This is a genomic window from uncultured Escherichia sp. (assembly GCF_948475835.1).
Lineage (GTDB): Bacteria > Pseudomonadota > Gammaproteobacteria > Enterobacterales > Enterobacteriaceae > ECMA0423.
Genome location: NZ_CAOLGM010000030.1, coordinates 15,101 through 39,529 on the forward strand (window position 1 = coordinate 15,101; position 24,429 = coordinate 39,529).

The following is a 24,429-nucleotide window of genomic DNA, read 5'->3' on the forward strand; positions in this document are numbered from 1 at the left end:
GAAAAGTCAGTAGATATTCATAGGCAAGTAAGGTTTTATACTTTGCTGACAGGATTCAGGCCTGTCTCAGACTGACATGGATGTAATGAACAAAAGGGAATGGCTATGGAAAATGAGCATCAATACAGTGGTGCCCGGTGTTCAGGGCAAGCCGCATATGTTGCTAAACGTCAGGAGTGCGCAAAATGATGCGCCAATCACTTCAGGCTGTTTTACCTGAAATTTCAGGCAATAAAACGTCATTGCTGCGTAAATCGGTATGCAGCGATCTCCTCACTCTTTTTAATTCTCCTCATTCGGCATTACCGTCATTACTTGTTTCAGGCATGCCAGAGTGGCAAGTGCATAACCAGAGCGACAAACATCTCCAGAGCTGGTATTGCCGTCAGCTGCGTTCTGCACTGTTATTTCATGAGCCACGGATTGCGGCGTTGCAGGTTAATTTTAAAGAAGCGTACTGCCACATTCTGGCGATCAGCCTTGAGATAATGCTGTACCACGACGGTGAACCGCTAACGTTTGATCTGGTCTGGGATAATGGCGGTTGGTGTAGTGCGATGCTGGAGAATGTCAGCTAAGCACAATCTCCAGCTCGCGCAGTTCACGCCAGAAGCGTTCGGCAACTGGATTCATGCGGGTATTCATTCGGTATGCATAGGCCTGAATCGGGATCACCAGTTCGTCCCGATTCAGTACAACGAGCTTCCCGCTGCGAATTTCTTGTTGGATGGCGTACTCCGGCAGCCAGGCAATCCCACAGCCGTCGAGGGCAACCTGCTTTAAAAGCTCGCTCATCGAAGAGACAAAAAAGGTGCTGAAACTTAACTCACTGTGGCGCGTCAGGGTGCGATTAATCAATCGCCCCATGTAGGAGTTGCGGCTGTAATTCAGTAACGGAAAGTGTGGCTGCGCGAGGTTAAAAAGTGCTTCTCCGTGTTCGTCACTGGCGCAGACAGGGAACAATTGAGATTCAAATAAGCGAATGTGGTCAAACGGCGCTTCCAGCAAATCTTCGTCGTGAAAGGAAAAAATACAGTCACTTTGCCCTTCACGCAGTTTATCGACCGCTTCATCAACATCAATGGCTTCAATTGCCCAGGTAAAGAGCGGCGGCATCTGGCTGATAATGGACGGTAACAGACCGAGGGAAAGAGAGTGTGCAGCGGCTATCTTGATTTTACGTTGCGCGTAATCGCTGCCGCCACGCAGCTCTGCCAGGTTACTTTCTAACTGTTGCAACAGATGGCGGATCTGCGAATGAAAGATTTTCCCTTGTTCCGAGAGTTGCAGTGGCGTCACCTGGCGGTTAAACAATTCAACGCCAATCGCCTGTTCCAGTGCACGGATGCGGCGGCTGAATGCCGGTTGCGAGACGTTGCGACTGACTGCCGCCTGGGAAAAATTGCGGCATTTTTCCAGGGTCAGAAAATCATAAAGCCATTTGGTTTCAATATTATGCAAAACCGCACCACAGTCATCCATTAGGTTTTACTCTGTCAGCCGCCCTTGCGGGCATTCTACGTCCATTCGGGCGGCTGACAACCGTTTAAGCCGTTTCAAACGTTCCATTCACGCAGGCTTTGCCGTCTTTGACCATCAGTTTGCCGCGAGCGTATACCTGCTCAATGCGCAGTTCTGGCGTCATGACCAGCAAGTCAGCATCATTGCCTGGCAGAATTTCGCCTTTCCCGGTCAGGTTAAGGAAACCGGCTACGCTACTGGTGAGCGGGCGCAGGGCATCGCTGATACTGAAATCATAGTCTTTGACCAGCACCTGCACGGTTTCCAGCAACGTTTCAAAACCGGCAACACCGATATGGGTTAAATTCCCTTCGTCATCGAAGAACGGCTGGCTACCGTTGCCGTCGGAGCTGAGGGTGACGCGTGCCAGCGGAATACCCGCCTGAACGGCGCGGGCAATACCTTCGGCAGGGGCGCCCGGTTCGTCAATGCTGCTGGTGATATCGATAGTGCCGCCTTTGCGCGCGAACTCCAGCGCCTGCTCAAACAACGGAACGTTGCGGTTAACGTGGGTCGGCAGCAACTTGCTGATCGGCACATCGCAGTTTTCCAGCAGGTCATAGACAGGCTGTAACGCCTTTTTGCTGTCGCCCATGTGGAACACGGTGACGCCAGGTTTACCGCCGAGCAAACCGCCAACGCGGGATTCCGCCGCCATATTAGCCAGGTGATAAACGTCCGGTGCGGCAGAACGGTGATCAGAGATGGCGCATTTCACGCCAATCACACGATCGATAATCGCCACGTCTTTTTCCACGGAACCTGTAATGGTGCGGGAAGGGACATGATAAGCGCCGGTCAGCATCCAGGCGCTGATGCCTTCTTCATTGAGCGCACGGGTCTTGGCGAGCAGGGATTCCGGGTGGCGAGAGATAGAGTCGGTGCCCAGCAGACCAACCACTGACGTGACGCCCGCTTCCGTCAGGCGACTTAGCGCCACTTCTGGCGTGCGCGTCGTGGGACCTGCTTCGCCGCCACCACCAATCAAATGGACGTGTTGATCAATAAAACCAGGACAGAGGATCTGCCCGCTGAGATCGACAACCGTGCAGTCCGGTACAATGTCAGAAGGGATATTGCTGGCAACGGCGATAATTTTGCCGTTAGCGACGAGGACATCGCAAATTCCCCGATCTTCCGGCGCATACAAATGCGCTCCCTGCAGCAGGGTAAAACCGGCTGCGGTATAATCAATCATGGTAACTCCTTGTTAAACAATAAGCTGCATAACCCAGATCGACAGCAATGCGTTAATCACGCAGACCGTAATGATATGCGGGTAATATTTGGCATTCACTTCGGCTGTCCCCAGGCAGCGACCGACATTTTGCACCGGGTTGCCCATTAAATACATCGCGGGCAGTAAAACGGTGACATCGTGACCGGTTAATGCGCCGGCGGTCGCCAGACTGGCGGCAACACCGACTGCGCCGCCCATACTCATTAATGCGGCTAAAAGGACGGTTGCCGCTTCACCGGGTAATCCCCACAGCGCCATTACGGGTTCACAGATATGCCCCACCCAGTCGAGCAGGCCGGTAATTTTCAGCGCCTGAATGATGACAAACGCCATCACCACGTTTGGCAGCAGGTTGGTCGTGGCGATAGTAAAGCCACGGCGCGCGCCATCGATAAACATATCCATGACGTTTTTGCGGACCTGAGTTGTCATGCTTGCGCTCCTTGCGTTGGGTTGCGACGTTCTTCGAAGTTAAGCCAGACGCGCAAAATGTTGGCTCCGACAAATTTAAACACCAGGATGACGGCTAAAGGTACGATTACGGACGTGCCCAGAAAGGCGAACACCGCGACGCCGGAAGAGAAGTAGTTGGTGATGATGGCGCTACCGCTGGTTTGATATGCGGCGAAAATCACTTTATCGCGTTCGGTAATTTCCCCTTCCTGCGCCAGCTCTTTGGTCATACCGGCGGCGGCATCAGTGTTTTGCAGGTTAGCGATCAGCGCCAGCGAGCAGATCCCTGGAATGCCCAACAACGGTTTTAGCACAGGCGTCATTAACTGCTGCGCGGCGCGTAATCCACCAAGACCATCGGTAATTGAAATAATCCCCAGAGAGAGAATGACTGACGGTGCCAGCTCCAGCGCAAAGAGAAAGCCATCTTTAGCCCCCGCGCCACCCGCCCCGCGAAATGAGGTGGTGGCTCCATTCGCACCAGGCAGTTGCCCAAACGATCCGTTCAGAACGGAAAAATCAAAAACGCGCCACCAGCTGTCTGTCCCGGAAAAAACTCCGGAAAAAAAGATTATGGTGAGAAAAAAAGCCAGATACCCTTTAATGCCCACTTTTTCTGTCGCCAGCTCCCCGGCTACAGCATCCCCTTGTTGTGTCATAACAATCCCCATTGTTTTTTTGTGTTTGTGTGTTGCTTGAGCCAGGAAAATTCCTGGAGCTGAAAAACCTTATCAGCCATGTGGGTATGGGGGAAATGCAAGTATGTTTCTTGCTATGCGTTTTTTGCATAGCGGAAAAATTACGCTGTGTAGAAAAGGCTCTGCGCAGGATTGAGTTGCAGAAAATTCATAAACCCAGTGACAATGACATCAGTAAATAAAAACAGAAAATCCAGGGACGAAAACGCGATGGCAAAGTACAACGAAAAAGAGTTGGCGGATACGAGCAAGTTTTTAAGTTTTGTCCTCCGACACAAACCGGAGGCGATTGGTATCGTACTTGACCGTGAAGGATGGGCGGATATCGATAAGCTCATACTTTGTGCCCAAAAAGCGGGCAAGCGGTTAACCCGTGCATTGCTGGATACTGTGGTTGCCACCAGCGATAAAAAGCGTTTTAGTTATTCCAGTGATGGTAGGTGCATCCGCGCGGTTCAGGGGCATTCGACTTCGCAGGTCGCCATTTCCTTTGCCGAAAAAACACCGCCACAGTTTCTCTACCACGGTACGGCAAGCCGTTTCCTTGACGAGATAAAAAAACAGGGGCTGATTGCAGGGGAGCGTCATTACGTACATCTCTCTGCTGATGAAGCAACGGCACGCAAAGTGGGAGCAAGACACGGATCGCCGGTTATCTTAACCGTCAAAGCACAGGAAATGGCGAAACGAGGCATCCCTTTCTGGCAAGCGGAAAACGGGGTCTGGCTGACATCAACGGTTGCTGTTGAGTTTCTTGAGTGGTAAGGGAAACACTCCTCATGAAGTGACCACTTGCAGCTTAAATAATTGTACTGTGCTGATAAGCGCAGCAATAAACAACGCCGCCGCGCCGCAGAGAGTGGCGCCGGCAAGCGCCGATGTTCCATTGCCGAGCATACTGGTCAGCGCCGGGCCGAGGATTTGTCCAATGCCGTAAATGAGCGTCACAAAGCCTAAAAGATTGAGATTTCCCGGAACGCTCAGTTGGCGGGCGATAGTCATCACCAGAGATGTCGTGCCCATAAAGGTACCGCCAAAACCGATACTACTAATGATAAGCAAGAGAGGAGAGTCGCTGGCGAGAGTAAGCAGCACACTGATAGCCTGCACCAGCAAATTCGCCGTCAGGCAAGGCAAAGCCCCCCAACGTTTTGCTGCCCATAGCCAGCCAAAGCAGCCTGGCACAATTGATAAGCCGACTAACGTCCAGAGATGGGCGGTTAACAATGGTGAGCCTGCATCTTTCGCCATGAGCGGCAGGTAAGTCGCGACGATGATATAACCAAATCCCGCAAGGCCGTACAGAATAGCCAGTAACCACCAGCTCATTATCTGTTGCTCCGTTTTTGCCAATGGCATTGGTGCGATGGCGTGTTTTTTCGAGGGCATTAAAAGCGTAAGTGCAATCAGCATCATGCCAGAAAGCGCCCCGGCGCCTTGCCATAACGTTTGCGAGGAGAAGGCAAAATGCAGGCCTGCCAGAACATATTCGTTGCCCAGTGCAATGCCAATGCCAACGCCAGAAAACAAAGCTGCCAGCACAAAAGGATGGCGCGTGTGCTGCATAATCAGCGTCGAACCAAAAATCAGCATACCGGCGCTGGCGACACCCGCCAGGAAGCGAATCAATAACACCAGAATAAATGGCGGCAACCATGCCATTGCGAGGATCAACAACCCGCTCGCCAGGGCAGAAACCAACAGAAATGGGCGCAGGCGCGACGGCTGGTGAAATGCGCCAAACGAAAATAGCAGACTGCCAGCCAGATACCCCGCATAGTTGCCGCTGGCAATCCACGAGAGCTGGCTAAATGAAAACGCCCCTTCCGCCATCATGACGGGCAACATAGGCGTATAAAGGAAGCGACCTAATCCCATACCTAAGGTCAGAACCAGCATCCCGAAAAGCGCGGTGCTGAAAGAAAAGCGTTCTACGGGATGCGAGGACGAAGGCATGTTTAACCTTGTATGTCATTTTTGTTGTTAACAAGTTAATAACAAAAAGGTGAAATATGCCAGCCTGTTAATGCGATGATTTAGGGGTAAAGCGATAAAAACGATTTGGTTCGCTAACGATATAAATATTACCAGAGGCATCCATCGCAATCCCTTCGGCCTGTTTGATGTTATGCGACAAACCTCGACTACCTTTGGTTAGTGATATTTCACCGATAACCTCGCCAACCAGGGTTACTTCCTGGAGTGCGCGAGATTCATGAGACAGCACCAGAAGCGTATTTTTTTGCTGGTTAAATTCTGCGCCGGACACATCATCTAAAGTAAATTGCCGTTGTAGTGCCTCGTCTTTGCTGATGTGTAATTCATTGCTACTTAACAGCCCGTTAACTTTGTAGACCTCAATCGGATTTTTCTCTTTAAAAAACCAGAAAGTGTGATCCTGGCGAGAATAAGCCAACCCTTCAAAACCGCAATTGGTTGGGGAGTCTTGCAGCGGGATTTTTATTTTTTTGAGGATTTTTACTTCCGAGTTTGGGGTCAGTGAAATCACATAAATGGCGTAATCGCGCTCATCGCTAATGACAAACTGATTATCGCCAATGTATTCGATCGTCTCGAGATCCTTAACAAAATCCAGAGGAATTGTGCGGATAAAATCACCATTGGTGGTCATTTCAACAATGGCGGCAGGTTTGTTGATAGTGCTAAAAAGAGTATTGCTTTGTGCCGACCAGGTCAGCGAAGAGATATTATTCGTTATGCCTGCAATTTCTTTGCCGTCAATGGTGGCGTGGTAATTCTGAAATGATGCTGCATGATTGCTTTTACGGGCGCAAGATTGCACGAAGAAAGTACACACTGCCACAATGGCAAAAAGAATCACAATAACGGAGATGCGTTTACTTAACGAAATACTTTTTGTCACGGTAATCCCTTTAAGGCAAATCAATAAGATATCGAGAAGTATACGTAGCGACCTTAATGAATCCTTAACGCGGAGAAACCCGGTAATGTGCAATGCAGCGCCAGACACCATCCTGCTGACAATAAATTGACTCAGTCAGCCCAGGGATCACCCATTGTATTTCCTCGCCGGGGGGACAGGTCAGCCAAATGCATAACCCGCAGCCGCCGCGTAAATCACGGGGAATATCGCTGACGCGAAAAGTCATGCCCGCTGCCTGCAACGCCTTGCGGGTTTGTATGACGCCGACCGTGGAGTGAAATAAAAATAAAAACTCTTTCATCGGCGTGTCCTCACTCGTTGACCAATTACCGCCGCGCCAATTGCGCCAGCAAATTGCGCATCAGGATGGGTATTTACCGGCATTCCCAGATGAGATTCCAGCATCCGGGCAAACGTCTGGCAATGACTAACGCCACCAGTAAACAGAATCGGCGCTTCACAGGAGAGACGAGCAATGAAATTGGCACTCCTCCGCGCCATCGCGTTAATCACTCCGGCGAGAATCGCTTCTGGCGCGACGCCCGCTGAGCGCAGGCTGATCACTTCTGATTCGGCAAACACTGTGCACATACTCGTGATGGCGTGCGGCGTGACATTTTCGGTAATGCTGTCGAGTTGCTCGACGCTGGTGCCAAGCGTGCGCGAGATCACCTCCAGGAAACGCCCGGTGCCCGCCGCGCATTTGTCATTCATCAGGAAATCGCACAGGTTACCGTCATCATCAAGCTGAATCACTTTGCTGTCCTGACCACCGATGTCGATTACCGCGCGCGTTGCTGGCGCAAGAAACCGTGCGCCCAGCCCATGACAGGAGATTTCCGTCACTTGTTTATCGGCAAAATCCACCAGTTGCCGTCCATAGCCGGTGAGCGTCAGAAACGGCGTTGTCTCTAACCCTTCGCGCAGAGTTTCCCAGGCTTCAGTAATTGCTGTTGCCGGACGAAAGGGTGTTGGAACGAGGAAACGGCGCGTAATCACGCCGTCTGCCAGTAAGATCCCTTTGGTGGCGGTAGAACCAGAATCAATGCCAATCGAATATGTCACTGCCACTCCTTACAGCATCTCAATAAAGGCCGCGACACGGGTACTGAGCTGCCCGACATCTGAGGTGGAGTAGTCTGTTTCAATAGCGATATAAGGAATGTTGTGCTGCTGACGCACATGACGTTTAATCGCCAGCGATTCCACCGCGTAGGTATGGCACGCCTGCAAAATCACATCAACTACGCCATCGACCTGATATTCTTCCACCATCTGGCTGAGCATTTGCAGGCGCTGATCGTTCGGCGAAACACAGGAGCAGCCAATCGCCAGATATTTATCCTCCAGTGCGTCGTAGACATCGCCCGTTTCTGCCACGCATTGCTCGGTCGCTTTCGCCCCGGTGCAGTTTTCATAACCGACAACCCAGCCGCCATTCTCTTCAATCGCGCGCACCACTTTTTCTGCTGCGCCGCCAATCGGGCAGCCGGTGATTAAAATGCGTGGACGCGGGTCCAGTCGCTGGCCTTCTTCCCACTGCTGACGAACGCGGGCTGTCATCGCGTCCAGTTCATTGATCAACGCCTCTTTATCGAACCGGAATGTTGCGCCGTAAACCACTTTCAGAATGTCGCTGCCGCTAAGCGCCGGAGGATTTAACTGCCCAAGATGATAAAAATTAGCCAGTGCGCGACGTTCGCGGTTTTTCAGAGCAATGGCATCGCGCAGAGCATCTTCGCTAATCTCGTGCCCAAAACGTTCTTCTACCGTTTTTTGCAAGCGCAGCATCTCGGCTTTCCATAACGCACGCGAGGTATCGTCCTTAACGCTGTTCGGCAGCTGCATCACATGAACGGGCTTAAACTCCGCCATGTATTCATACATTTTCTTTTTGCCGTCGCAGGTGGTTTCACCGACCACCAGATCAGAAAAGTAGAAGTAGGGGCATTTATCGGTTTTGCCGAAGCCGTAGCTGCTTTTAATCAGCGGGCAGAGGTTGCGCGGCAGATCTTTCTCCGCTTCTTCAATGGTTTCATCAGAGGTGGAACAGAGCGAAACCACAACCGCACCGGCTGCCATCGGGATCTCTTGCGGCATAAAGGTGCAGTAAGTGCCAACCAGCGGAATGCCGCGCTCCTTGAGATCCATGACGGTGAGAAAGCCTTTCTGGCGAGCTTCAGAGAACTGATCGAAAATGGCGGGTAGATCGGTGACAAGTGACATGATTTTCCTTCCCCGTACCACGGGAGATAATGAAAAGAGGCCACATTATTACCATTCTTTTAGTGTGGTTTATTTGATCTCTCTCGCGGTTAGCTACTTAGTTTTTCATGGATTTCTAAAAATTGCCGAGGGGGAACAAGGCCGGGAGCTGCGACAACAAATATAAAATTAGCCCAATACAACCGCCAACCAGCGTACCGTTGACACGGATAAACTGCAGATCTTTGCCGATATTTAACTCTATTTGCCGCGACATATCCCGCGCATCCCAGCTTTTTACCGTATCGCTGATATGGCGCGTCAGGAATGCGGAAAACTCAGGCGCGACGCGGTGCGCGGCTTGTTCCAGATGACCATTTAACGACGCCCGCAAGGCATCATCGGCAATTAACGTTTCGCCAAACCATTGACCCGCCCGCGCGATACGTTCTTTCACACGAGAATCTTCACTGTTGATATCCGCTTTCAGCCATTCCCGTAAATCCCCCCACAATTCACTGAGATAGCGGTTAAAAGCTTCATCTTCTTTCAGATAGCTTTTTACGGCATCAGCTCGCGCTGCCATTTCAGGATCGTTTTTCAACTTGTCGATCAGGGCAAAAGTGGCGCGATCAAACGCATGGCGGATCTGATGCGCACGATCACGGCTGATATCATCAAGCAAAGAATTCACCGCGTCAGAAACCAACTCCGCGCTATGTTCGCCCAGCCATTCAGTAGGCAAAATTTTGGCTTTCAGTGGATGCTCGCTCTCCAGCCAGCGAACAATTTGCTGGGCAATAAACTTGCGCGATTTATCGCGCTGGAGAAGAGCAATCAACTGTGCGATCAGCGTATCGAGCAGCACCTGATGACGATCGTTTTTGGTCATACTCTCCAGCATCAACGCACTGGTTCCGGAAAGATCGACCTTATCAATCGCCCGATGGACCGCGCGCTTAAGCAGGCGCTGAATACGCGCATCATCGGTCAGTTCAAGAAAACCGCTCATGATCTGCAACAGATGCTGACCAACGCGGCGGGCGTTCTCCGGCTGACTAAACCAGTTGCCAATCAACAACGCCGGTTCGTGACGTCGAATCAATGCCACCAGCGACTGGGTATCGAGAAATTTTTCCTGCACGAACTGACCGAGATTTTCGCCAATCCGGTCTTTATTACGCGGGATAATCGCCGTATGACGAGAAATGATCGGAATCGGCACGCGGCGAAACAGCGCCACCACCGCAAACCAGTCCGCCAGCGCGCCGACCATCGCCGCTTCAGCAATCGCCTTCACGCCGCTCACCCAAAAATTGGGCGGCAAAAACAGCGTAACGACAAAGGTAGCAGCGGCGATAAGCAGTAAAGAGAGCGCCAACATTTTGGCGCGTCTGAGTTCAATGAGTTTATTCATAACGTTAAGAATAGAGCCTGACGGCAGGATCGCGCAAAAATCACCGCTCCTCCGCCAGCTCGGCAGCCTGATGTTGGCGCACGCGATTAAGCAATCCTGCCAGGGTGAAAACGACGATAACGCCCGCCACGACGGCTAACAGATGAAACGGCAAGCGACCGCCGTTAAACCACAGCCAGCGGCCGATTTCGACCGAGACAGACATCACCATCAGGATCACCATATTCAGCGATGCGGAGACGGTCCCTTTCGGTAAGTTATTGGAAAACAGCGTAAAGCGGAATAAGGTCGGGAAGATCAAACCAATCCCGAAAGCATACAAACTGGTGCCCAGCACCGACCACAGCCAGACGTGCGGTGACAGCAGATTGCCGATAATCAACAGTGCGAGGCCGACCAGTTGAATGGGTACAGCACGCCAGATAAAGCGCGGTTCGGTCGGATCTTTAACGAAACGCGCCACGATGGCATTCGCGACAATCACCGCGCCGAACACCGGAACCTGTGTCCAGGCGAACTGCGAAGTTGTTAAGCCGCCCGCGTCGATCAGGATCACCGGCGAGACAGCCACCCAACTCATCATTGGGATATAGCTTAAAGAGATGGTTGCTGCGCCAAAGAGGAACAGCCGATTGCAAAAGACATTACGAAAATCGCGAAAGACGCTTTTGGCGCTAAATGGAACCGCGCCGCGCTTCACCGTCTCTGGCATCGCCAGCAGTAAGCCAACAAATGAGATAAAACCCATAACTGCAATGATGGCAAAAAGGACTTTCCAGTGCACAAAGTGCATCAGAGCTGCGCCGGAAAGCGGGCCAATAATCGGCGCAATCAGTACGATGGAGGTGATAATCGCCATCAACTTGATCCCTTTTGTCTGGCCGAACGCCTCCTGCACCGTGACATAACCAACGGTGGCAATAAAACAGATACTGGTGCCCTGAATTGCACGCGCGATAAGAAACTGTGTCATAGACGTTGTGAACATTGTCGCAGCGCAGGCAAGGGTAAATATTAGCGCCCCGGTAATCAGCACCGGCCTGCGGCCAATCCTGTCGGAAAGCGGCCCCAGCAGCCACTGTAACGCCATACCGCCCGCGAGATAGAGACTGACGGCTGCCGGGGCCAGACTGACATCGGCATTAAAATCACGGACCACATTAATGATCCCCGGCTGGATCAGATCCGTCGACAGGTACGCGGCAAAGTCATACAAAATCAACGCCATCGGGAAAAACAGCGTGGCGGCATGGCGGGCAAAAAAACGTGGCATAACAAACAACTCCTTGTCCGGAGAACCCCAACGGGGAAAACGAAATTCAATACCGTCGGTAATGACGAAAGGCAGGCGAGAAGGACAAATGTACTGAATTTCATGTAATCAACCACACTGCCTGTGAACACACAGACAGAGAAATACCTTCTGACTCCAGGTCAGAATGTATAACGATTACAAATAGTCATCAGCACATTACACCTCTTGAATTGATGGGTTGCATAGAAAATATACACCTTAAGTGTAATTAAAATTTGCGGTTAATCAAAAGAGCGCGGTGGAAAGGGGAATATCTGCCTGGTACAGGAAATGTAAAACGCGAGCCTGTTTCCGGAAAAATGTTTCGTTTGCAGACGAACAAAAATAGCCTGGAAAGTGCCTCGGGGAACGAGAAATTGCCGGGTGAGAATGGTTTTGTTAGTCGCTACAGTCGGGCCATCTTATTAGCAGGTGACGGATCGCCATGACAAACTTCACAACCAGCACGCCGCATGACGCATTATTTAAGTCCTTTCTCACGCACCCTGACACCGCGCGGGATTTTATGGAGATCCACTTACCTAAAGATTTACGTGAACTGTGCGATCTCGACAGCTTAAAACTGGAATCCGCCAGCTTTGTCGATGAAAAATTGCGGGCGCTACATTCCGATATTCTGTGGTCGGTAAAGACCCGCGAAGGCGATGGTTATATCTATGTGGTGATTGAACATCAGAGCCGCGAGGACATTCATATGGCCTTTCGCCTGATGCGCTATTCCATGGCGGTGATGCAGCGCCATATCGAGCATGATAAACGTCGGCCGCTACCGCTGGTCATCCCGATGCTATTTTATCACGGTAGCCGTAGTCCTTATCCCTGGTCCCTGTGCTGGCTGGACGAATTTGCCGACCCGACTACCGCACGGAAACTTTATAGCGCAGCGTTCCCGCTGGTGGATGTCACTGTCGTGCCAGACGACGAGATTGTGCAGCATCGCAGAGTCGCCCTGTTGGAGTTGATCCAAAAGCATATTCGCCAGCGCGATCTGATGGGGCTTATCGACCAACTGGTAGTATTACTGGTTACAGAGTTTGCTAATGACAGCCAGATAACTGCACTGTTAAATTACATTTTACTGACTGGCGATGAAGCGCGTTTTAAGGCGTTTATCAGCGAACTTACCAGGCGAATGCCACACCACAGGGAGCGAATAATGACAATTGCAGAGCGAATTCATAATGATGGATGGCTGTTGGGAAGGGAGAGGGGGAGGAAAGAAGGGAAAGTAGAAGGGGAACGGAGCCTCCTCCGATTGTTGTTGCAGAATGGGGCCGATCCTGAATGGATACAACGATATACCGGACTTTCGGCAGAGCAAATGCAGGCATTAGATCAGCCCTTGCCTGAAAGCAAGCGCGAACCATGGATCGAGTACTAATCAGAGGCTGATGACAAACGCAAAGCAGCCTGATGCGCTACGCTTATCAGACCTACATTACCTCTGCAATCTATTGAATTTGCTGGTTTTGTAGGCCGGATAAGGCGTTCACGCCGCATCCGGCATGAACAAAGCACACTTTGCCTAAGCTATGCCGGAACGTGGCGATGTCGCTATAAAGATAAAACGAGTTACAGGCGATTCGTGAAAGTAAATCAGGTGCTTCGCCACTATTTCGAATTCATTCCATTGCCTGATACACGGCCTCGCCAATTTGCTTTAGTGCTTCGCGATAGGTTTCGCTGAGCGGTAAAGCGCAGTTGATGCGCAGACAATTACGGTATTTGCCGGACGCTGAGAAAATCGAGCCTGCCGCCACCTGGATTTTCATGCGGTACAGCTGCCGCGCGACGCAGACCATATCGACCTGTTCAGGCAATTCTACCCACAGTAAAAATCCGCCTTTCGGGCGCGTAATACAGATTTCGCAGGGAAAATATTCCCGTATCCAGCAGGTATAAAGCGCCAGATTGCGCTGATAAGTCTGCCGCATCCGCCGGATATGGCGATGATAGTGACCTTCCAGCACAAACGTTGCCGCCGCCATTTGCGTGGACGGTACATTAAAGCTGCTGATGGCGTATTTCATATGCAGCAGTTTATCGTGATAGCGCCCCGGTGCGACCCAACCCACGCGCAGGCCTGGAGCAATACTTTTACTGAACGAGCTGCACAACAACACTCGCCCGTCGATATCCCATGAATGGATGGTCCGCGGGCGCGGATACTCCGTTGCCAGTTCGCCGTAGACATCATCTTCAAAAATCACAATATCATGACGCTGAGCGAGAGAGAGAACGGCCCGTTTGCGTGCGTCCGGCATAATAAATCCCAGCGGATTATTACAGTTTGGCACCAGAATGATGCCTTTAATCGGCCACTGTTCCAGCGCCAGTTCCAGTGCTTCAACGCTGATGCCAGTTTCTGGATCGGTTGGGATTTCAATCACTTTCACGCCCATGCCTCGCAGCATCTGCATCGAACCGTAATAACAGGGAGATTCGACCGCGACAATATCGCCTGGTTTACACACCGCCATTAACGCCATCGACATCGAGTTATGGCAGCCGCTGGTGATGATGATGTCATCGGCGGTGACCACCGAGCCGCTGTCGAGCATCAGGCGGGCAATTTGCTCTCGCAACACTCGCTGACCGGCTAACAAGTCATAACCGAGAACGGTTTGCAGATTATGCTGTACCACCCGGCTTAGCTCCCGCCAGAGTGGTTTCAGGCTGGGCGTTTCGACATCCGGCGTGCTTTTGCTTAACGGAACAATGGAACTGTCGCTATGCGCCTCTAGCATATCCAGCACTTGATCCCACTGGGTAATTTCCACCGGGCGCTGCACCGGACGCGTCATTGGTGGCACTGGCGGTTGGGCTTTCCGTTGTGCGACAAAATAACCCGAACGCGGCTGCGGAGTGATGAGCTTCATCGTCTCCAGCGTCTGGTACGCCTGCTGCACGGTGCTGATGCTGACGCCGTGCTCCTGACTTAAGCTGCGCACCGACGGCAATTTCTCCCCGTGACGATACAGCCCTTGCTCAATCCGCTCGGCAAGCAGAGTTGCCAGATGTTGATAACGCGTCATGCTGTATTCCTTATTTAGACCATACAGAGAGAAAAACCGGTACAGATGAAGCTAAAAAACCGGATGCAGATGCTGTTTTAACCTGTCTGTATGTTAAATAAAACTAATATTTGCATCTGTATTGTGAACTGCCAGAAGGCGGATGATGAAGCCTCTGAAAGATGAGGAGGCAGCAGATGGAATTTCACGAAAACAAAGCCAAAACGCCGTTTATCAGACTTGTGCAACTCTGGCAGGCGATGAGGCGTTGGCGGCGGCAAATGCAGACCCGACGAGTGTTACAGCAGATGAGTGATGAGCGGTTGAGGGATATCGGGTTACGCAGGGAGGATGTGGAGTGAGGGGTATGTTCGTCGCGGATAAACAGGATTTCTCTATTACCTCCACAAGGAAGTGGTTATTATTGCGAAATCATCGTTTCACGGAAAGACGTCAGAATGAAAGCTACAGAAGCTCGCCTACTCGATTTTTTAAAACGTTCGCAGCAGTTTGTTATTCCCATTTATCAACGGACTTATTCATGGACAGAACAACAATGTCGGCAACTTTGGGACGACATCATTCGTGCAGGAAAGCGTGACGATATATCAGCGCATTTTATCGGTTCGGTTGTTTATATAGAGCAGGGGTTGTATCAGGTTTCTGGTATTTCTCCGTTGCTGGTCATTGATGGTCAACAACGGCTGACGACGGCAATGTTGCTGATTGAGGCTTTATCGCGCCATCTTGGCGAAGACGAAGTTTTTGATGGCTTTTCGGCAATGAAATTGCGTAATTATTATTTGCTCAATCCTTATGAGTCCGGCGAGAAAGGTTTTAAATTACTGCTGACCGAGACTGATAAAGACAGTTTGCTGGCGTTAATAAAACAAAGACCAATGCCAGAAAACTATTCCCATCGAATAATGGAAACTTTACTTTCTTTGATGAACAAATTGCCAAACTCGGTGATGACTTGATCCCCTTATGTCGTGGGTTAGCAAAGTTATTAATTGTCGATGTGGCGCTTAATCGTGGTCAGGATAATCCGCAACTGATTTTTGAAAGTATGAACTCCACCGGTAAGGCGTTAAGTCAGGCCGATCTGGTGCGCAATTTTATTCTGATGGGCCTCGAACCAGAGCATCAAACCCGGTTGTATGAAGATCACTGGCGTCCAATGGAAGTCGCCTTTGGTCAGCAAGGTTACAGCGAATATTTTGACAGTTTTATGCGTCATTATCTGACGGTAAAAACGGGGGAGATCCCTCGGACAGATGAAGTCTATGAGGCATTTAAACTCCATGCCCGCAGCCAGAGTGTTGCTGAAAAAGGCGTAGATCGACTGGTTGAAGATATTCACATCTACGCGGAGTATTACTGTGCAATGGCATTGGGAAAAGAAAGTGACAAATCGCTTGCTACGGCTTTTCAGGATTTGCGCGAGTTAAAGGTCGATGTGGCGTATCCTTTCTTACTGGCGCTTTATCATGACTATAAAAATGGCGTTTTGTCTCACGAGGATTTCCTGAGCATAATTCGTTTAATTGAATCTTATGTTTTCCGCCGTGCAGTATGTGCGATTCCGACGAATTCTCTTAACAAGACGTTTGCTACTTTTTATAAGGTCATTAATAAAGAAAAATATCTGGAAAGTATTCAGGTACATTTTTTGAATCTACCTTCATATCGTCGTTTCCCCAACGATGATGAATTTAAACGGGAATTAAAAGTTCGCGATCTCTATAACTTCCGTAGTCGCAGCTACTGGTTACGACGACTGGAAAACGATAAACGCAGAGAGCGCGTGGAAGAGTTTACGATTGAACATATTATGCCGCAGAACGAAAATTTGTCGGCTAAATGGCGCGAAGAGCTGGGAAGCGACTGGCAGCGTATTCATAAAGAACTGTTGCATACGTTGGGGAATCTCACTTTAACGCGCTATAACTCCCGTTACAGTGACAGACCTTTCGCAGAAAAACGCGATATTGAAGACGGCTTTAAGCATAGCCCGCTCTATTTGAATATCGGTCTTGGACAGTGCGAAAAATGGGATGAAGCTGCCATTCACGCCCGAGCCGATCGTCTGGCGGAGCTTGCGGTTCAGGTCTGGCAAGCGCCTTCTCTTCCTGAAGAGGTTTTAGCTGTTTATCGGGGACAGCCGGAGAACAAAACCAGTTACAGCCTGAGTGATTATCCTTTTCTTGCTGATGGCTTGCATAGCCGGTTGTTATTTGATCATCTTCGCGATGAAATTATGCGCCTGGACGCAGGGATCACGCAGGAAGTATTGAAGCTCTATATTGCGTTTAAAGCTGAAACGAATTTTGTTGATGTTGTGCCGCAAAAAAGCCGACTGCGATTGTCGCTTAATATGCAGTTTCATGAACTGGTCGATCCGAAAGGTATTGCCAAAGATGTGACAAATGTTGGGCGCTGGGGTAATGGTGATGTGGAAATTGGTTTCAGCGACCTCGCACAACTTCCTTACATTATGGGATTAATTCGTCAGGCATTTGAAAAACAAATGGAGAGCGCCTTGGTATAACGCGGCGAATAATACCCGGTAGCACTGGTGCTACCGGGTCAATGTATCAGGCAACTTTCTGTTTACCGGCAATCACCCCAATAAATTCCTGCACCTGCTTCTGTTTACGTGCCGACAGCTTGCACACCTGGCGCAGTGACTGCATCAGTTCGCTCTCTTCGGCGACGGGGGGTTGGGCGGTGAGGACAATACAGCCTTCCATCACTTTGACATCTACCACAGTGCCGGTGGCAAAACCGGCGGCTTCCAGCCACTGACCTTTCAGGGTGATGGCGGGAATACGGCTGCAATCCGGGTAGCGGCTCGCATAACTCACGGTTAATTGACGGTTATTTGCCGGGGAGACTTCTGCTTCGAACGGTTGTGCAATAGAATGCGTGTCAGTCATAACTGCTATTCCTTGAAAATAGTGATTGTGATGAGCGGTGCGGGTGTGTTGGCGCACATCCCCACCGCGCTAAATACCTGGATATATCATCAGTAAATACAGGGAAAGTCCAGCTAAAAATTAATGAAAATAAGATGAAAATTAGCGTGAAATATAATTTTTGGTGATGTGAATAAAGCGGCTATTGAGCCGCTTTATTGGTTTTATGAGGGCGAGAAAATTAGTTTATAGCCGCGTCAGTGAGTGCGTCTGCAAGGTGCAGTTGGGTTTGCTGGGCGGATTGAATGTAGGCTCTTAGAACATCGCAAACTGATAATAAGTTTTGAACTTTATCAACAATACGATGGAATTCTTCTAATGGTGGACATGGGAAAAACAATTGACTTAATATATCAATGTTGATGTTTTTTTGCGCAGTTGATGGGGCGAATTTTTCCAGAGTGGATTTTATTGTCATCATGAAATAATGAAAATAAAGAACAGGTATTTCATTTTCATATGGAGTAAAGCCAACTACACTATCGGGAAAACAAGCATCAAAGTTTAAAATACCAGAGTCTGCAATATTTGCAGCAATCGTAATACAAAGAGTACCTTTATTCCATAATTTACTTTGACTTAATCCTAGTTGATTATATAGCGCGGAATATGTATTTATACATCCATTAGATCTTGCAACATCACCTGTTTGTACTAATGGGATTGTGCCATCAGCATAAAGAGTGGGATCGTTACGAGGTCTATGTTTAGATCTTCCTCTAGCAAGTATGCCAATATCTGATAGGTAACTCCACTCCCACCCTTCCGGAAGTTCAAACGGTTTTTCCTCATCGCTAATCGGTGGCAACGATTTTTGTTTTTTTATTTTCCCTTCTTTCACCAGTTGAGCTTTTTCCTGCGCAATACGTTTGAGCAGTTCGGAGGCTGGTTCGTCATTCGGATCCTGCGGCACAAGTTTACCCATTACGGCCAGTTGCAGAATGGTCTGTTTTAACGCATCCACGCTGGCTTCGGTGGTAAATAGTGTGTCGAAATGCTCGCTAATACGCGTCCAGTTTTCAGCCAGTTCCTCGGCGTTTTGGCTGTCTGTAAGTGTTCCCAACAGGGTTTCAACCAGTTGCTGATGTGCGTCCAGACTTGTCAGGGATTGCTGTTCCAGTTGGTCGCATAGGGACATAAGTTCATTTGCCCTTGAGACGATTTTTAGTTGTTCACTCAATGGCGGTAAAGGTAATAATATTTTCGAAACAATTGCCCCAGAGACTTCTTTAAATGTAGTCCCACTTGCCTCTGCATCTATTTTTTTTGCAGATGCCAGTAGAAAGTAATATATATATTCTGCACTTTCTTTGATATATGGAACACAAGATTTAAAACCCTGGTTTGTTGACAGTTCTGCATCTGCTATAGCGACATATCCAATTGGTGCTCGGCTAGAGAAAAGCACACTCCCCTTTGGCATCAACCGGGCTGATGAGTTTGACAGTCCTGCGGGTGAAATATCACGGGCTCCAGATGTAATGTACTTCCCTTTGAGTCCGTAGAGGTCTGCTGGAGTAATCCACTTAATACCATTTTTGGCCCAAAATTGCGGATTATCGGACTTTGGAGTTCCTCCTCCGACTATTTCACCTACGGTTGACAGTGTGACCCACTCCCATCCCTCCGGCAATTCAAACGGCTTCTCTTCCTCGCTAATTTCCGGCAGCGGTTTTTGCTTTTTAATTTTACCTTGCTTCACCAGCTCCGCTTTTTCCGCCGCAATACGCTTCAGCAGCTCCGACGCCGGTTCATCGTTCGGGTCCTGCGGCACCAGTTTACCGCGCACAGCCAGTTCCAGAATCAGCTCACGTAATTTCTTAATGCCATATAAATCAATTTTTCCGGAACTGCCGCGCCCGGCGGTGGAACGGGTTTGCAACGCCGAGGTCCAGGTTTCCATATGATCAACGATCAGCTTTTCCACACTCATTAGTTAACCTCCTTGCCAGACAGCGCAGCGCCAAGAATATCGCGCAGTTGATTACGCAGCGTCTGGATCTCCGCCTGCTGTTTTGCATACTGCGCTAACAGCTCGTCCGGATCATGGCTGACGGTTTCCGCCTGATGTGGGTTTTTAATATCCAGATTGAAGTTACGCGCAATCACGTCATCAATGCTGACTTTCCATGCCTGCTCATTCTCGACGCGGCTGGCAAAACCATCGGCCTCGTTACCCCACCAGTCAATCTCCGCCTGAAACTCTTCAAACTTCATCGGCTTGGTTTTGCTGTAGTTTTTCACGCCCGCCGGATACGGATGCTCATAGAACCAAATCTCTTTGGTTGGCTGACCTTTGGTAAAGAACAACAGGTTGGTTTTAATGCCGGTATAGGGGTTAAACACCCCATTCGGTAAACGCACGATAGTATGCAGGTTGCACTCTTCGGTAAGTAGCTTTTTGATTTTGGTTTTAACGCCTTCGCCAAATAGCGTGCCATCCGGCAATACCACCGCCGCGCGACCGTTTTTCGCCAGTACTTCCACAATCAGTTGCAGGAACAGATCCGCCGTTTCGCGGGTTTGCATCTCTGCCGGAAAGTTCTTCTCAATACCGTCTTCTTCCGTTCCACCAAACGGCGGGTTGGTAACAATGACATCCAGTTGCTCATCCCAGGAGGAAAGCGGTTTGTTCAGGGTGTTGTCGTGACGAATTTGTACCGGTACTTCGATGCCGTGTAGCAGCATATTGGTGGTCGCCAGCAGGTGCGGAAGCTGTTTTTTCTCGACACCGTGGATCTGTTGTTGCAGCGTCTGATGATCGGCGACGCTCTTCACGTATTTGTTCTTTACATGATCGAACGCGCAGGCAAGAAAACCGCCCGTACCACAGGCCGGGTCCATAATGGATTCGCCGAGTTTCGGATCAACGCGATCCACCATAAAGCGAGTGACGGCGCGTGGAGTATAGAATTCGCCAGCATTGCCCGCAGATTGCAGATCTTTAAGGATCTGTTCGTAAATATCACCAAACAGATGGCGTTCGCTGGCGCTGGTAAAGTCAATTTCGTTCAGCTTGTTGATCACCTGACGCAGTAGCGTACCGTTTTTCATATAGTTATAGGCATCGCTGAACGCCTGCTTCACCACGTAGCCGCGTGGGTTTTTATCGATAGGCGCAGTGAGGTTTTTCAACGCCGGGAACAGATCATCATTAACGAATTCCAGCAGGGAATCACCGGTAATGCCCTGCGCGTTGGCGGCCCAACTGCGCCACAAATAACGCTGTGGGATCGGATATTGATAGTTATCCTGCTCCAGTTCCAGCGCCTCTTCCTGGGCATCGAAGATTTTCAAAAATAGCAGCCAGGAGAGCTGACCGAGACGCTGCGCATCGCCATCCACACCGGCATCTTTGCGCATAATATCTTGTAATGATTTGATTACTGAACTGATAGACATGTTGTATTCCATGAAAAACAAGGCCTTCTGCAACATGATGGTTGCAGAAGGCGCAAAAGAGAGTTGTTAAGCAGAGCGGGGCGGTAATTGGTAGATTTCGTTTTCCAGCTCGCTGAGCGCCTGATTATACCCGTTACGGTCGCCAAATCCGGTTTTAATAATCTCCGGTAAGGTGCCCATGCTGTCGAATGGCTTAAGTTTCAGCACCTGAATACTTTCGATCTCCTGTACGCCCGCATCGGCGTATTTATCCAGCAGATTATCGAGCACGGCTTGCGCTGCTTCAGAGTATTTTGTGAAGTAGTTCCGCTTGCGCACGTTCTCGGCGCGCTCTTTGCGGGTTAACGGCGGCTGACCATACACTACGTGGCAAAGCATGTCGAATGGGTCGAGATCTTTACCGACTTCTTCTGCCAGTACTTCCCAGATGATCCCCTGTTGCTCCAGCTCGTGAATGATCGCTTCTTTGCGATCGGCGTCCTGCCACTTGCGGGTAAAGTCATCCAGCGAGGCATATTCTTTGAGCAGTGTTTTGCGGGTGTAATCTTTAAAGGATTCGGTAACCAGTTTACCGTCGGCGTCGTAATACTGAACACGCTGCGCAATAACGCCCACCGCTACACCGTTGACGTGAAACTTGCGGATTTTCTTCTCGTCTTCTTCCGGAAGTGGGCCGACATCATCGGTATCGGTAACCTGGTATGGTGGCGCAGGCGGTTCATCAACGCCTGTTACCTGTTCGTCGTCATGTTCGCTGATTTCTTCGAGTTTCTCTTCAAAATCAGAGTCTGGATCGGCGATATCCTCTGGTGTGGTATCCATGACTTTTTCGGGAATGCCATCGAAACGCTCATCGGCAAACAGTTCGGTGGCTTTTTTAAAGTCGAGGATGGTAAACCAGAGTTTGCCGTAACGTTCGTCGATGCGTGTACCACGACCGATAATCTGCTTGAATTTGGTCATCGACTGGATGTTCTGGTCCAGTACTACCAGTTTGCAGGTTTTAGCATCCACACCGGTGGTCATCAGCTCTGAAGTGGTCGCGATAACCGGGTACGGTTTTTTCGGGTTGATGAAGTTATCCAACTGAGCTTTGCCAATTTCATCATCGCCGGTGATTTTCATGACGTATTTGTCGTTCTTTTTCACCTGCTCCGGGTTGAGATTAACCAGGGCGCGGCGCATACGTTCTGCATGATCGATGTCGTTACAGAAGACGATGGTTTTATCCATCGGATTGGTGCGCTTGAGGTAGTCGGTAATGGTTCTGGCAACCAGTTCTGTGCGTTCGTCGATTACCATCGTGCGATCGAAATCTTTCTGGTTATAGATACGATCGTCGATCACTTCGCCGTTTAAGTCAGTTTGCCCTTTGGTTGGGCGCCAGCCTTGCAGATCAACATCAATATCAACACGGACAACTTTATAAGGGGCGAGGAAGCCGTCTTCGATCCCTTCTTTTAGCGAGTAGACGTAAACCGGATCGCCGAAGTAATCCGTGCTGGAGACTTCATGCGTCTCTTTTGGCGTGGCGGTTAAGCCAATTTGGGTGGCGGAACTGAAATAATCAAGGATCTCTCGCCAGGCGCTGTCTTCGGATGCGCTGCCGCGATGGCATTCGTCGATCACGATCAGATCGAAGAAATCTGGTGCGACTTGTTTAAACGCTTTTTGGTCTTCCTCCGGGCCAGTTATAGCCTGATAGAGCGCGAGGTGAATTTCATAAGCGGGATCAATGGTGCGTCCGCTGACTTTGGTCATTGCCGTACCAAATGGCTGGAAATCATTATTTTTGGTTTGGTCGACCAGAATGTTGCGATCGGCAAGGAACAAAATGCGTTTTTTATTTTTTGATTTCCACAGGCGCCAGATGATCTGGAATGCGGTATAGGTTTTCCCTGTTCCGGTCGCCATGACCAGCAGAACGCGGTTTTGCCCGTTGGAGACGGCTTCAATGGTTTTGTTGATTGCCTGAAGCTGGTAATAACGTGGCGATTTACCGCTGCCATCGTCGTAATAATCCTGAGTAATCACCGGAAGCTGAGCTTGTGTGTATCCTTTCCAGAGGCAGAATTTTTGCCAGAGTTCAGCGGGGGAGGGGAAGTCATCCAGCGTTATTTGCTTTTCAAGGCATTCACCTTCGGCTGCCGTGGCATCGCGGAAGATAAAGCCATCACCGTTGGTGGCAAAAACAAAAGGAACGTCCAGCAGGCGCGCATATTCAATGCCCTGTTGCATCCCTTTGCCAATTTCATGTTTGTTGGCTTTTGCTTCAATCACGGCTAAGGGAATGCCTGGTTTGTGATACAGCACGATGTCAGCAGATTTTACCGTTCTGCGTGCCGCAACTTTACCACGTACGATGACTTTACCGTCCCGGAGTTTGACCTCCTGTCTGATTTGCGTTGTGTTGTCCCAGCCTGCATTGAGAATGGCTGGCATAACGCATTTGGTAATGATGTCTGCTTCCGTCAGGTTACTTAGGTTCAGTTCCGCCATGGGGTGTTCTCATCTAAATGCGATGCGCAAATTCTACACAGAAAAATAGATGAATTCATCTGTTCAAAGAGTATTATCAGCGTTAAGTCACTGTTTTAAAGGTATTCTTGAGTTTCATCAATAGTAGGATAAGGATTCATATGGAGAATGTTCGGTTCTTGCAAGGAGTGAAACAATATTTTTGTACTAAGGCATTAGATGTCATTCTGCTAATTTATCTACTCCTTGGTTTTATACTTCTCCCTTATAAATATCTGTGGAAAGATATTGTTTTATCTCTGTGCTTTGTTGGTATTCTTCTTTATGCATTAGTGGAAGAAAATCGCATTACAGAATATATGGGGTATTTTGTCAAGTTCAGTAATAAAAACAGTTTGAATAGTTGTGCTGCCTGGTGTTCGCTTATTGCATGGTTTATATTTTTGTTTTTTGTGCTTTCAATTAATATTTTTCCAGTCAGTGTCTCTGTATCCGTTTTTAGTGCTTTTTCAGTATTTGTTTTTCTGGGAGGTGTTTTTATTATATTAGAGTTGGAATTTAAAAATAATAAAAAATTAATGATTATTAGGTCTATGACTTTAGCTGTCATACCAATTATATATTTATTCTCAAGTAGTTTTTCTTCCAGTTTATTTTTAAGTTTGAGTAATCTAAATATCACACTATCACCATGGGTTGAGTATTTCTGGAAAGGGATGGCTTTTTTGTTAATTTTCTTCATGTTGATGCAACTTATTATCTATTTTGCTTTTTTAACTCTGGGGACTAAATTAAGTGTGTAT

The 24,429-nt window shown here is 49.3% G+C and carries 23 protein-coding genes and 1 pseudogene; 8 read left to right on the forward strand and 16 right to left on the reverse strand.

Features of this window, described 5'->3' with window-relative positions; genetic code table 11:
- Window positions 1-105: 105 nt before the first annotated feature.
- Entirely contained in the window at window positions 106-189 is an 84-nt protein-coding gene (idlP, locus tag QZF50_RS08315; protein WP_120795393.1) for an iraD leader peptide IdlP, read from the forward strand.
- Complete coding sequence (iraD, locus tag QZF50_RS08320) at window positions 186-578, forward strand: anti-adapter protein IraD (protein WP_000986207.1); 393 nt, start codon at window positions 186-188, stop codon at window positions 576-578. Before idlP ends, iraD begins: the two co-directional genes overlap by 4 nt.
- Here the strand turns inward: iraD and hypT are convergent.
- The 4 genes from hypT to QZF50_RS08340 all read right to left on the reverse strand — a co-directional run bounded on the left by hypT (window position 571) and on the right by QZF50_RS08340 (window position 3,873).
- Window positions 571-1,482: a hypochlorite stress DNA-binding transcriptional regulator HypT gene (gene hypT / locus QZF50_RS08325; protein ID WP_000340757.1), complete on the reverse strand. Its 912-nt coding sequence runs from the start codon at window positions 1,480-1,482 to the stop codon at window positions 571-573. The genes iraD and hypT overlap by 8 nt on opposite strands.
- Before the next feature lie 64 nt (window positions 1,483-1,546).
- Complete coding sequence (iadA, locus tag QZF50_RS08330; RefSeq protein WP_290388852.1) at window positions 1,547-2,719, reverse strand: beta-aspartyl-peptidase; 1,173 nt, start codon at window positions 2,717-2,719, stop codon at window positions 1,547-1,549.
- Between the two features lie 12 nt (window positions 2,720-2,731).
- Window positions 2,732-3,193: a YjiG family protein gene (locus QZF50_RS08335; RefSeq protein WP_000211971.1), complete on the reverse strand. Its 462-nt coding sequence runs from the start codon at window positions 3,191-3,193 to the stop codon at window positions 2,732-2,734.
- Window positions 3,190-3,873 carry a nucleoside recognition domain-containing protein gene (locus QZF50_RS08340; protein WP_001295597.1) on the reverse strand — a complete coding sequence of 228 codons (684 nt, stop codon included), beginning with the start codon at window positions 3,871-3,873 and terminating at the stop codon, window positions 3,190-3,192. The genes QZF50_RS08335 and QZF50_RS08340 overlap by 4 nt, the downstream gene beginning before the upstream one ends.
- A 249-nt stretch (window positions 3,874-4,122) precedes the next feature.
- Here QZF50_RS08340 and kptA point away from each other — a divergent pair, with 249 nt between their 5' ends.
- Window positions 4,123-4,677, forward strand: coding sequence for an RNA 2'-phosphotransferase (gene kptA, locus QZF50_RS08345; protein ID WP_001151854.1), 555 nt, complete (start codon window positions 4,123-4,125; stop codon window positions 4,675-4,677).
- A gap of 12 nt (window positions 4,678-4,689) precedes the next feature.
- Here the strand turns inward: kptA and QZF50_RS08350 are convergent, their stop codons facing one another.
- The 7 genes from QZF50_RS08350 to mdtM all read right to left on the reverse strand — a co-directional run bounded on the left by QZF50_RS08350 (window position 4,690) and on the right by mdtM (window position 11,712).
- Window positions 4,690-5,868 (reverse strand): MFS transporter, encoded by a 1,179-nt coding sequence (locus QZF50_RS08350; protein ID WP_001141195.1) that lies wholly within the window; start codon window positions 5,866-5,868, stop codon window positions 4,690-4,692.
- A gap of 67 nt (window positions 5,869-5,935) precedes the next feature.
- Window positions 5,936-6,796, reverse strand: a complete 861-nt coding sequence (locus QZF50_RS08355) for a YjiK family protein (RefSeq protein WP_001298932.1) — start codon at window positions 6,794-6,796, stop codon at window positions 5,936-5,938.
- A 64-nt stretch (window positions 6,797-6,860) separates the two neighbouring features.
- Entirely contained in the window at window positions 6,861-7,118 is a 258-nt protein-coding gene (locus tag QZF50_RS08360; protein ID WP_000657676.1) for a DUF3343 domain-containing protein, read from the reverse strand.
- Entirely contained in the window at window positions 7,115-7,882 is a 768-nt protein-coding gene (gene yjiL, locus QZF50_RS08365; RefSeq protein WP_000222495.1) for a putative 2-hydroxyacyl-CoA dehydratase activator YjiL, read from the reverse strand. Before yjiL ends, QZF50_RS08360 begins: the two co-directional genes overlap by 4 nt.
- Before the next feature lie 9 nt (window positions 7,883-7,891).
- Complete coding sequence (locus tag QZF50_RS08370; RefSeq protein ID WP_061892647.1) at window positions 7,892-9,043, reverse strand: double-cubane-cluster-containing anaerobic reductase; 1,152 nt, start codon at window positions 9,041-9,043, stop codon at window positions 7,892-7,894.
- A 115-nt stretch (window positions 9,044-9,158) separates the two neighbouring features.
- Window positions 9,159-10,439 carry a DUF445 domain-containing protein gene (locus QZF50_RS08375; RefSeq protein ID WP_001037376.1) on the reverse strand — a complete coding sequence of 427 codons (1,281 nt, stop codon included), beginning with the start codon at window positions 10,437-10,439 and terminating at the stop codon, window positions 9,159-9,161.
- Window positions 10,440-10,479: 40 nt separating this feature from the next.
- The gene (gene mdtM / locus QZF50_RS08380) at window positions 10,480-11,712 is read right to left on the reverse strand and encodes a multidrug efflux MFS transporter MdtM (RefSeq protein WP_001137002.1); all 1,233 of its coding nucleotides are present in this window, start codon (window positions 11,710-11,712) and stop codon (window positions 10,480-10,482) included.
- A 466-nt stretch (window positions 11,713-12,178) separates the two neighbouring features.
- On the opposite strand from mdtM, the gene QZF50_RS08385 reads away from it, so the two are divergent.
- Window positions 12,179-13,135, forward strand: coding sequence for an Rpn family recombination-promoting nuclease/putative transposase (locus QZF50_RS08385; protein WP_001593925.1), 957 nt, complete (start codon window positions 12,179-12,181; stop codon window positions 13,133-13,135).
- Window positions 13,136-13,376: 241 nt separating this feature from the next.
- On the opposite strand, the gene QZF50_RS08390 is transcribed toward QZF50_RS08385, so the two are convergent.
- Window positions 13,377-14,789, reverse strand: a complete 1,413-nt coding sequence (locus tag QZF50_RS08390; RefSeq protein WP_001593926.1) for a PLP-dependent aminotransferase family protein — start codon at window positions 14,787-14,789, stop codon at window positions 13,377-13,379.
- A 176-nt stretch (window positions 14,790-14,965) separates the two neighbouring features.
- Between QZF50_RS08390 and QZF50_RS08395 the strand changes: the two genes are divergently transcribed.
- The 3 genes and pseudogenes from QZF50_RS08395 to QZF50_RS08405 all read left to right on the forward strand — a co-directional run bounded on the left by QZF50_RS08395 (window position 14,966) and on the right by QZF50_RS08405 (window position 17,319).
- Window positions 14,966-15,130: a DUF1127 domain-containing protein gene (locus QZF50_RS08395; RefSeq protein ID WP_001593927.1), complete on the forward strand. Its 165-nt coding sequence runs from the start codon at window positions 14,966-14,968 to the stop codon at window positions 15,128-15,130.
- 96 nt (window positions 15,131-15,226) lie between these two features.
- Window positions 15,227-16,108 (forward strand): annotated as a pseudogene (locus QZF50_RS08400) (DUF262 domain-containing protein).
- Window positions 16,109-16,155: 47 nt separating this feature from the next.
- Window positions 16,156-17,319, forward strand: a complete 1,164-nt coding sequence (locus QZF50_RS08405; RefSeq protein WP_071587516.1) for a DUF1524 domain-containing protein — start codon at window positions 16,156-16,158, stop codon at window positions 17,317-17,319.
- Between the two features lie 46 nt (window positions 17,320-17,365).
- Here the strand turns inward: QZF50_RS08405 and symE are convergent, their stop codons facing one another.
- From symE to hsdR, 4 genes are all read right to left on the reverse strand, one after another.
- On the reverse strand, window positions 17,366-17,707 hold the full coding sequence (symE, locus tag QZF50_RS08410) for an endoribonuclease SymE (RefSeq protein WP_000132605.1): 342 nt from the start codon (window positions 17,705-17,707) through the stop codon (window positions 17,366-17,368).
- 220 nt (window positions 17,708-17,927) lie between these two features.
- Entirely contained in the window at window positions 17,928-19,679 is a 1,752-nt protein-coding gene (locus tag QZF50_RS08415; protein WP_290388853.1) for a restriction endonuclease subunit S, read from the reverse strand.
- Window positions 19,679-21,148, reverse strand: a complete 1,470-nt coding sequence (locus QZF50_RS08420) for a type I restriction-modification system subunit M (RefSeq protein ID WP_001387312.1) — start codon at window positions 21,146-21,148, stop codon at window positions 19,679-19,681. Before QZF50_RS08420 ends, QZF50_RS08415 begins: the two co-directional genes overlap by 1 nt.
- Before the next feature lie 66 nt (window positions 21,149-21,214).
- Window positions 21,215-23,647, reverse strand: coding sequence for an EcoAI/FtnUII family type I restriction enzme subunit R (gene hsdR / locus QZF50_RS08425; protein ID WP_001593930.1), 2,433 nt, complete (start codon window positions 23,645-23,647; stop codon window positions 21,215-21,217).
- Between the two features lie 140 nt (window positions 23,648-23,787).
- Here hsdR and QZF50_RS08430 point away from each other — a divergent pair.
- The coding region (locus QZF50_RS08430; RefSeq protein ID WP_290388854.1) for a hypothetical protein at window positions 23,788-24,429 on the forward strand (642 nt) is incomplete at its 3' end.

Bases quoted from the DNA above. Each gene is read 5' to 3' on its own strand.
- QZF50_RS08390 (WP_001593926.1), bottom strand. From the start codon at position 14,789: ATGACGCGTTATCAACATCTGGCAACTCTGCTTGCCGAGCGGATTGAG.
- iraD (WP_000986207.1), top strand. From the start codon at position 186: ATGATGCGCCAATCACTTCAGGCTGTTTTACCTGAAATTTCAGGCAAT.
- QZF50_RS08405 (WP_071587516.1), top strand. From the start codon at position 16,156: ATGGCATTGGGAAAAGAAAGTGACAAATCGCTTGCTACGGCTTTTCAG.
- symE (WP_000132605.1), bottom strand. From the start codon at position 17,707: ATGACTGACACGCATTCTATTGCACAACCGTTCGAAGCAGAAGTCTCC.
- mdtM (WP_001137002.1), bottom strand. From the start codon at position 11,712: ATGCCACGTTTTTTTGCCCGCCATGCCGCCACGCTGTTTTTCCCGATG.
- QZF50_RS08360 (WP_000657676.1), bottom strand. From the start codon at position 7,118: ATGAAAGAGTTTTTATTTTTATTTCACTCCACGGTCGGCGTCATACAA.
- QZF50_RS08415 (WP_290388853.1), bottom strand. From the start codon at position 19,679: ATGAGTGTGGAAAAGCTGATCGTTGATCATATGGAAACCTGGACCTCG.
- QZF50_RS08375 (WP_001037376.1), bottom strand. From the start codon at position 10,439: ATGAATAAACTCATTGAACTCAGACGCGCCAAAATGTTGGCGCTCTCT.
- QZF50_RS08370 (WP_061892647.1), bottom strand. From the start codon at position 9,043: ATGTCACTTGTCACCGATCTACCCGCCATTTTCGATCAGTTCTCTGAA.
- QZF50_RS08420 (WP_001387312.1), bottom strand. From the start codon at position 21,148: ATGTCTATCAGTTCAGTAATCAAATCATTACAAGATATTATGCGCAAA.
- QZF50_RS08385 (WP_001593925.1), top strand. From the start codon at position 12,179: ATGACAAACTTCACAACCAGCACGCCGCATGACGCATTATTTAAGTCC.
- QZF50_RS08335 (WP_000211971.1), bottom strand. From the start codon at position 3,193: ATGACAACTCAGGTCCGCAAAAACGTCATGGATATGTTTATCGATGGC.
- QZF50_RS08395 (WP_001593927.1), top strand. From the start codon at position 14,966: ATGGAATTTCACGAAAACAAAGCCAAAACGCCGTTTATCAGACTTGTG.
- idlP (WP_120795393.1), top strand. From the start codon at position 106: ATGGAAAATGAGCATCAATACAGTGGTGCCCGGTGTTCAGGGCAAGCC.
- kptA (WP_001151854.1), top strand. From the start codon at position 4,123: ATGGCAAAGTACAACGAAAAAGAGTTGGCGGATACGAGCAAGTTTTTA.
- iadA (WP_290388852.1), bottom strand. From the start codon at position 2,719: ATGATTGATTATACCGCAGCCGGTTTTACCCTGCTGCAGGGAGCGCAT.
- QZF50_RS08350 (WP_001141195.1), bottom strand. From the start codon at position 5,868: ATGCCTTCGTCCTCGCATCCCGTAGAACGCTTTTCTTTCAGCACCGCG.
- hypT (WP_000340757.1), bottom strand. From the start codon at position 1,482: ATGGATGACTGTGGTGCGGTTTTGCATAATATTGAAACCAAATGGCTT.
- QZF50_RS08340 (WP_001295597.1), bottom strand. From the start codon at position 3,873: ATGACACAACAAGGGGATGCTGTAGCCGGGGAGCTGGCGACAGAAAAA.
- hsdR (WP_001593930.1), bottom strand. From the start codon at position 23,647: ATGGCGGAACTGAACCTAAGTAACCTGACGGAAGCAGACATCATTACC.